Annotated in this window: 9 protein-coding genes; 6 read left to right on the top strand and 3 right to left on the bottom strand. The window is 64.6% G+C overall.

Translation table 11 applies throughout. The features are described 5' to 3' along the window. The 6 genes from L4923_RS27395 to L4923_RS27370 all read left to right on the top strand — a co-directional run. The coding region (locus L4923_RS27395; protein ID WP_275448608.1) for a YadA-like family protein at positions 1-141 on the top strand (141 nt) is incomplete at its 5' end. 7 nt (positions 142-148) lie between these two features. After that, positions 149-724 carry an invasion associated locus B family protein gene (locus tag L4923_RS27390; protein ID WP_239370273.1) on the top strand — a complete coding sequence of 192 codons (576 nt, stop codon included), beginning with the start codon at positions 149-151 and terminating at the stop codon, positions 722-724. Between the two features lie 13 nt (positions 725-737). Further along, a complete protein-coding gene (locus L4923_RS27385) occupies positions 738-1,406 on the top strand; it encodes a hypothetical protein (RefSeq protein WP_239370272.1) in 669 nt (222 codons plus the stop codon). Positions 1,407-1,426: 20 nt separating this feature from the next. Beyond that, a complete protein-coding gene (locus tag L4923_RS27380; protein ID WP_239370271.1) occupies positions 1,427-1,897 on the top strand; it encodes a DUF4189 domain-containing protein in 471 nt (156 codons plus the stop codon). After that, positions 1,897-2,445 carry an invasion associated locus B family protein gene (locus L4923_RS27375; RefSeq protein WP_239370270.1) on the top strand — a complete coding sequence of 183 codons (549 nt, stop codon included), beginning with the start codon at positions 1,897-1,899 and terminating at the stop codon, positions 2,443-2,445. Before L4923_RS27380 ends, L4923_RS27375 begins: the two co-directional genes overlap by 1 nt. Before the next feature lie 117 nt (positions 2,446-2,562). Then, positions 2,563-3,399, top strand: a complete 837-nt coding sequence (locus L4923_RS27370) for a serine hydrolase (RefSeq protein ID WP_239370269.1) — start codon at positions 2,563-2,565, stop codon at positions 3,397-3,399. 67 nt (positions 3,400-3,466) lie between these two features. On the opposite strand, the gene L4923_RS27365 is transcribed toward L4923_RS27370, so the two are convergent. The 3 genes from L4923_RS27365 to L4923_RS27355 all read right to left on the bottom strand — a co-directional run bounded on the left by L4923_RS27365 (position 3,467) and on the right by L4923_RS27355 (position 7,451). Then, on the bottom strand, positions 3,467-4,090 hold the full coding sequence (locus L4923_RS27365; protein WP_239370268.1) for a GntR family transcriptional regulator: 624 nt from the start codon (positions 4,088-4,090) through the stop codon (positions 3,467-3,469). 120 nt (positions 4,091-4,210) lie between these two features. Continuing rightward, positions 4,211-5,782: an ABC transporter substrate-binding protein gene (locus L4923_RS27360; RefSeq protein WP_239370267.1), complete on the bottom strand. Its 1,572-nt coding sequence runs from the start codon at positions 5,780-5,782 to the stop codon at positions 4,211-4,213. A gap of 55 nt (positions 5,783-5,837) precedes the next feature. Continuing rightward, complete coding sequence (locus tag L4923_RS27355; RefSeq protein ID WP_239370274.1) at positions 5,838-7,451, bottom strand: dipeptide ABC transporter ATP-binding protein; 1,614 nt, start codon at positions 7,449-7,451, stop codon at positions 5,838-5,840. Positions 7,452-7,453: the final 2 nt, after the last annotated feature.

Here is a 7,453-nt window from a genome sequence, read left to right as displayed (position 1 = left end):
GGCCTCTGGCGGAGCGAGAGCGCGCTGGCCTTCGGCGCCGGCTACACCAGCGAGGACGGCCGCATCCGCGGCAATGTCAGCGGCACGGCTTCCGGCGGCCATGTCGGCGTCGGTGCCGGCCTGAGCTTCACACTGAACTGACCCGGGAATGAAGCAGCAAGCAACTTTCAGCACCTGGATCCTGCTCGGCTGCTTCACCCTGTCCGGCATCGCCCCAGTGGCCGGACAGGAGCCCGGGGCAGGCCAGAGAATCCGCGCTTCCGAGGTCGTGCTGCCAGCCGACGTCAAGCCCGGCGACTATCAACGGATCACCCGGCCCTTCGAGAACTGGACGCTGGTGTGCGACGAGAATCTGAAAGCGCGGACACGGGTTTGCAACGTATCGCAGACGATCGAGGACGAGTCGGGCAAGCTGCTGTTCAACTGGTCGCTGGCGGCGACCAAGGACGGCAAGCCGTACATGCTCCTGCGCACGGCGCCCGACGCAAGGAGCGACGGGCTCGTCTCGCTGAAGTTCGAAGGGCGCGAAGCGTCGATCGACGTCCGGCTCGACGGCTGCAACGGAGCCGTCTGCGTCGGCATGCTGCCGGTCGGGCCGATCATGCGCGAACAGATCTCCAGAAATGCAGCCCCGACCGTCGCCTATTCGACAACGGATGGCAGGACGGTTGTCGTCACCGCAACGCTCAAAGGCATCTCCAGCGCAGTGCAGGCCATCAAATGACGGATCGATCTTCATGAGCCAGCAATCCATCCACGACCGCATCATGTTACGGGACCTCGGCAAGATCCCGGCCGGCGAGCCGGCCCCCCGTCAAAAGCCGAGGCGCAACAGGCTGAAGCGCGCGGGCCTTGTCCTGCTCGGCGCGGCGGTCATCGCCGCGAGCGGCTACGCCCTCACCCGGTTCGGCGTGCTCGAGGATCTCACGCCGGCAGCGGCGATCGCCAAGACGGCCGACCCCGCGCTTCCGGACACCCCCTTCCTGCAGCATACCAAGCAGGCAGGACTGCAGGCCTGCTCGAACGTGTTTCCGGTGCTCGGACAGTTGCTGACCAGCGGCGCCCAGTACAGCATCCAGTCGAGCTGGAACAACCAGACGCCCGACAAGCATGCCGTCCAGGCGCTGGTCGGCATGGACTACGCCACCGAAGGCTACAGCGCGTCGGCCGCCGGCATCGTCTTCGCCGCGCCGACCGGTTCGGTCTGCGAAGGCACGATGGTTCGCATCGCGCCCTATACCCAACCCTGCGCCGAAATTCCTGCAATGCTCGAGCAAGGCAGCAAGCTGGTGAACACGCTGGGCAAAGTGGCGGTCTATGAATTGGCCGGCAACAGGGGCAACGCGCTGCTTTTGCCCACGGGCAACAGCTGCGTCGTCGTTTCCGTAGCCCAGGCCGCTCAGTGAAGACGATCGGGAGAGACAGGATGAAATCCGCGATTGCCGCCATCGGCATCTTGTTAGCCAGCACCATCCACATCGCAGCCGCCGATCTGGTCGACCCGGACGTGCCGGAACCGCCGGCCAGCGAGGAACGCGGTATCTGGGCCGCGATCGCCTATTCGGACGCCGACGCCAAGCACGGCTTTTTCTGGGGCGCCGACAAGCGGCAGGAAGCGATGGACGAGGCGCTTGCCCATTGCGAGAATGCCGGCGGCAAGACGTGCAGCGTCGTGTCGGTGTTCCGCAACCATCGCCACTGGGATGACGACGACAACACCGGCTTTCCCTATAACCATTGCGGCGCACTGGCGGTGGCAAAACAGCGGACCGGCCAGTCCACCCCGGCGGCAGCGATCTCGGCCCCGACGCGCAAGGATGCCGAGGACGCGGCCCTGCAGCGTTGCGAGGCATCATCCGCCGGAGAATGCAAGATTCGCGAATGGGTATGCACCTGATGGACCTCCGATCCCTCGCCTTGCGGCTTGCCTTCGTCGGCGGACTTGGCGCATCGGCGCTCGGCCTGCCGGGCGCCCCGGCTTTCTCGCAACAGGCGAGCCTGCCGAACGGCGCCACCTCGCTGGCCGAGACCTATGAGGACTGGAAACTGTCCTGCGCGCTGCAGAACAACCAGCGCGCCTGCATGATCTCGCAGGATCAGCTGCAGCAGAACGGACAGAGGCTGCTGGCCGTCGAGATCGATGCGAATGCGGGGTCGACGGCGAACGCGACCTTCCTGCTGCCTTTCGGCATCCTGTTCGCACAGGGCGTGACGCCGCAGATCGATGAGGCCAAGCCGCTGGCGCCCGTGGCGTTCCGCACCTGCCTACCCAATGGCTGCATCGCGACCTTCGCCATCGACGCGGCGACGCTGAAGCGCCTGCGCGCCGGCACCTCGCTCAAGCTCCAGGTGACGACCGCCGCCGAGACGCCGCTCTCCTTCACCGTGTCGCTGAAAGGCCTCGGCGCCGCTCTCGACCGCCTGGCCGGCATCCGCGGGAGTTGAGGCTAGCTTCGAACGGCTAATTTGCACCTATTTTTGCGCAAAAATATTTACTGTCTCTGTCGCCTGGACTAGGGTCGTCCCCGAGTTCCCGCGTTCATGTCCGGTACGGAGATCGTCATGCTTCTGAAAAGCCTCGCTGCAATTGCCGAGGGCCGCGGCTTCGACCTGCATTGGCAGGTCAAGGTGATCGAAACCGGCGAGACGTTCGGACAAGGCGACGAACTGGAACTGCCTTCGGCGAGTGTGCGCAAGATCTCGATCATGATGGCGGCGCTCAAGGCCGTGCATGAGGGCCGGATCGATCTCGCTGCCGACGTGACGATCACCAAGGAATTGCAGGAAGGCATCTTGTCGGGCGTCTGCCAGTACATGACGCCCGGCCTCGTGATCCCCTTCCGCGACGCCATCCTGCAGATGATCATCACCAGCGACAACATCTGCACCTTCGAGGTGATGCGGCCGTTCGAAATCCCGGAATTCACCAACTATTGCAAGAACATCGGCATGACGGGCACGACGCACCGCACCCGCTTCCCGCCGACGAACCTGACCGCCGAACACGCGCTCGATCAGGTCACCACGACCACCGCTGCCGATCAGGTGCTGCTGCTCGACCTCATCCTGCGCGGCACTGAGGACGAGGCTGTCGCCAAACGGCTCGGCGTCAGCACGGAACTCTGCGCCATGGCGTTGCAATTCCTCAAATGGCAGCGCTACCGGGAGATGATCCCGGGGCTGCTGCCGACGATGACCACGGTTGCGAACAAGACAGGATGGGGCCAGCGCGGCTGGATGGATTCCGGCATCGTCTTCAGAGACGAGCGCCCGCTCTATATCCTGAGTGCAACGACGGACAACGTGCCCGAAACCATGCCGGACGGACTGCCGGGGCGGGTTGCCTCAGGCCGGGCGATTGCCGAACTGTCCCGCGCCTGCTGGGATTCCCTAGCCTGAAACGCTCCTTATTTGCGCAAAAAATAGCATTCTAGCGCTTCCGTGAAAAACGAAAAAGCGCCCCAGGTCAGAACGACTCGATGTGGCGCACGATGATGCGATCGAGTTCGATCGGATCGCGCATTTCAATCGCCTTGACGATGCTGAAGTGGTCGAGGCTGGAAGCGCGCAGGCCTTCCACCGAGCGCCATCGGCCGGTCGTCGAATGCTGGCTGCGGTTGCGCAGTTCGTTGATCATGTCGCACAGCACCTGGTTGCCGGCGGTGGCGTAGAGCTTCGAATGGAAATTATGGTTGGCGAGCGCCTGCTCGCGTCGGCCTTCGGCCATGATGGACTGATCGAAGGCCTCGGCCAGCCGGGCGAGTTCCGCCACATCCTCGCTGGTTGCCCTGGCGGCGATGAGGGGGGCGGCGCTACGCTCCAGCACCGTGCGCACGAAGCGTGTCTCGACCCGTGTCGAATCGTCGGGCGTTGCGACGCGGAAGCCCGCATTGGCTGCGTGATCGACCAGCTTCAGATTGGCGAGTTCGGCCAGCGCACGCCGGATGTGGAAGGCGCTGGCGCCATGGTGGGCCTGCAAATCCGTGAGCTTCAGCCAGGTGCCCGGCGCATAGGCGCCGAAGATGATGTCGTTGCGGATCTCTTTGATGAGCAGGGCAAGCTGGTCCGCCGATTCACGCGACTTGGCCATTGGATTCCTCCCCCCTCACCTTGCCTTTGGTAAAGCATCTTTGGTCCTACGCAAAACCGCTGGACATTTTGCTTTGGGCCCGCGCCGGAATGCCAGCACGGACCCGATTGTCTCTACACCCTATTGTTTCGAAACATTCCAGAGTGCCGGCGTCTCCAGTGGAGACGCATGCACGCCTTTCAGCTTCTTGCTGACGCCGAGCGCCAGGTTGACGTGGTAGAGGCTGACAGCCGGCACCTCTTCCATGAACATCTTGTAGAGTTCGCCGGAGACGCGCTTCACCTCCTCCGCGTCGCTGGCCTGCATGCCCTTGTCGAGCAGCGCGATCGCCGCCTCATCCTTCCAGACCTTGCGCGATTCCGGTCCGATGATGCGCTCCCACGCGCCCATCGGATCGAAGCGCCCCGAATAGCCGAATGACTGCGCCTGGTAGTTGCCGTTGGTGTAGCGCTCGAGCTGGAGACCCCATTCGAGCGTCTCGATATTGGCCTGGATGCCGGCCGCAAGGAGCAGGCTCTGCACGATCACCGCCTGATCGAACATGCCTTCGAACTGCTTGTTGGCGATGATGGTGATGGGCTGTCCGGCATAGCCGGCCTCAGTCAACAGCGCCTTTGCCTTGTCGAGCGACGCCCCGAGCTGTTCGTTTTCCGGCTGGGTGTAATATTTGCTGGCGCGCGGCATCGGCGTCGTCGTTCCGGCCCACTGGCCGAACGAAACGCCCTGCGCGACAGCAGTGCGGTCTATGGCGAACGCGATCGCCTGACGGATGCGCTTATCCTTCAGCAGCGGATCCTTGCTGTTGAGCAGCAGCGCATACCAGACCGTGGTGTCGGAGGAGACGACATCGAGCGTCGGCTCCGCCTTGATCTGCTCGACGGCCTGCGGCGTGATCGGCGTCAGGTCGAGCGCGCCGGAGCGCAGGCCGACAAGCCGCGCCGACGGGTCGGTGACCACGGCGAAACGCAGTCTGTCGACCAACGCTTCCTTGCGCCCCAGCCTGCCATTCGGCTCGCCTTCCGGCGAAACATAGCCGGCAAACTTGTTGACTTCGACGAAGTCGCCGATGCGGCGCTCGCCGAAGGTGAACGGTCCAGTCCCGACGACCGTCTTCCAGGCGCCATCCGGGCCGACCGACGAGGAATGGAAGACCGGCGTGCCGGCGCAATCGGGCCGGGCCAGATTGTAGATGAAGCTGCCGTTCGGCTTCGCCAGTTTGTAGACGATGGTTTCCGGGTCCGGCGTCTCCACCGAGGCGACCTTGATGGCGCCGTCGAAAACCGCCTTGCAGCGCCAGATGGATTCAGGCCCCATCAGATAGTCCCATGACCATTTGACATCGGCGGAGGTCAGGGGCTCGCCATTGTGGAACTTCACGCCCTTGCGCAGCTTGAACACATAGGCCTTGCCGTCATCTTCGACGGCATAGGACTGGGCCAGTACGGGGCCGACTTCCAGATCGTCGCCATAAGCGACGAGGCCTTCGACGACATGCATGTGGACAGGGTCCGACATGCCGTCGCGCTCGCGCGCCGGATCAACCCCGCGCACGTCCTCGGTCATGCCGACGGTGATCATGCTCGGCGCCTGCGCATAGGCGGGCGCCGCCGAAAGCACCAACGCGGCGATCGCCGCGGAAGGAGCCGTCCATTGGCGGGTGGATTCCAGCCATCCCGGTGAGAAAAATGCCATGTCGTCCTGACCTCCACGTTCTTGTTATTGTTCCCCGCGAGATGTCTCGCGAACCCTATGGGACGGTGCGCTCCAGTTGCCGTGACGCCACCGGTCTGGCCGGCACGTCGATGCCCGGCGCTGCTTCGATGAGGCTCCTGGTATAGGCATGTTCGGGCGCATCGAGGATGCGCCGGGTTGGTCCCTCCTCGACCACCTTGCCGCTGTCCATGACGATGATGCGGTGAGCGATCTGCCGGACGGCGGAGAGGTCGTGGCTGATGAACAGGCAGGCGAAGCCGTAGCGCTTCTGCAGCGATGCGATGAGCGCAAGCACCTGCGCCTGGATCGTCATGTCGAGCGCCGAGACGGGCTCGTCGGCAACCACGAAGGCCGGGTGGCGCACGATCGCACGGGCAATGGCGACACGCTGCCGCTGCCCGCCGGACAGCTCATGCGGATAGCGCCTGTCGAGGCCGGTAAGGCCGACATCGCGCATGACCTCTTCCACGCGCTGGCGTTTCTGATCGTTGCTCAGATCCTGCGCATGGCGCAGCGGCTCGGCGATGATCGTACCGATGCGCCGGTGCGGATCGAGCGACGAATAGGGATCCTGGAACACCATCTGGCAGGCGAGCCGCATGGTTCGGCCGATCTGGTTGGTTTCCGCCGACAGGCGTTCGCCAAGGAACGAGACCGAGCCCCTTTCCAGCGGCGCAAGGCCGATCAACGCACGGCCGAGGCTGGTCTTGCCCGAACCGCTGCCGCCAACCAGCGCGACCGTTTCGCCACGGCTGATGGCCAGGCTGACGCCAGAGACCGCCGTGTCGGAGCGGCCGCGATAGCGCACGGCGACATTATCGGCGCTGATCAATCGGCCGGCCTCAGCGTCGCAGGGTTCGGCAAGGCTCTCGGCACGGCGTGCTGCAGCGACGAGTTCGCGCGTATAGGGGTCTTTCGCGCCGGCGATGAGGTCGGCTGTCGGTCCGGACTCAATCAGCACGCCGTTCCTCAGCACCGTCATTTCGCTGGTGTAGCGGGCGACGAGGCCGAGATTGTGGGTGATGAGCAGGACGGCCGTGCCGGCATCGCGCGCCAGCTGGACCATGATGTCGAGCACTTCGCGCTGGCTCAGCGTGTCGAGCGCCGTCGTCGGCTCGTCGGCGATCAGCAGCTTCGGCCGCAGCAGCATCACCGAGGCGAGCATGATGCGTTGGCGCATGCCGCCGGAGAACTGATGCGGATAGGAGGTCAGGCAGGATTCCGGATCGGCGATGCGCACGCGCCGCAGCATCTCGATGGCGCGTGTGCGGATTTCGTCGCGGGACAGGTCGGTGTGCCGCCGCAGCGCCTCGGCGAGCTGCGCGCCGATGGTCATGGCCGGATTGAGCGAGACCATCGGCTCCTGGAACACCATGCCGGCGACGGGACCGCGCAAGGTGCGCATCTTGCGGTCCGAAGCCGGGACGATCGCCTCCCCTGCGAGCGTGATGTCGCCGCCGCTGATGCGGACGCCGGGCGGCAGAAGCTTCAGGATGGCGCGGGCCAGCATGGTCTTGCCGCTGCCGGATTCGCCGACAAGGGCCGCCAGCCTTCCCGGCCGCAGTGTCAGGTCGACGCCTTTCAATATGTCCACCGCACCCACACGGATGCGCAGCGCCTTGATGTCGAGGAGTGGTTTTTCCGTCATGC

Origin of the sequence: Terribium retamae (assembly GCF_022347545.1) — a bacterium.
GTDB lineage: Bacteria > Pseudomonadota > Alphaproteobacteria > Rhizobiales > Rhizobiaceae > Mesorhizobium > Mesorhizobium retamae.
This window is presented reverse-complemented; position numbering and strand designations above follow the sequence as displayed.

Coding starts and splice junctions, on each gene's coding strand:
- L4923_RS27390 (WP_239370273.1), top strand. CDS start 149: ATGAAGCAGCAAGCAACTTTCAGCACCTGGATCCTGCTCGGCTGCTTC.
- L4923_RS27360 (WP_239370267.1), bottom strand. CDS start 5,782: ATGGCATTTTTCTCACCGGGATGGCTGGAATCCACCCGCCAATGGACG.
- L4923_RS27385 (WP_239370272.1), top strand. CDS start 738: ATGAGCCAGCAATCCATCCACGACCGCATCATGTTACGGGACCTCGGC.
- L4923_RS27355 (WP_239370274.1), bottom strand. CDS start 7,451: ATGACGGAAAAACCACTCCTCGACATCAAGGCGCTGCGCATCCGTGTG.
- L4923_RS27380 (WP_239370271.1), top strand. CDS start 1,427: ATGAAATCCGCGATTGCCGCCATCGGCATCTTGTTAGCCAGCACCATC.
- L4923_RS27365 (WP_239370268.1), bottom strand. CDS start 4,090: ATGGCCAAGTCGCGTGAATCGGCGGACCAGCTTGCCCTGCTCATCAAA.
- L4923_RS27375 (WP_239370270.1), top strand. CDS start 1,897: ATGGACCTCCGATCCCTCGCCTTGCGGCTTGCCTTCGTCGGCGGACTT.
- L4923_RS27370 (WP_239370269.1), top strand. CDS start 2,563: ATGCTTCTGAAAAGCCTCGCTGCAATTGCCGAGGGCCGCGGCTTCGAC.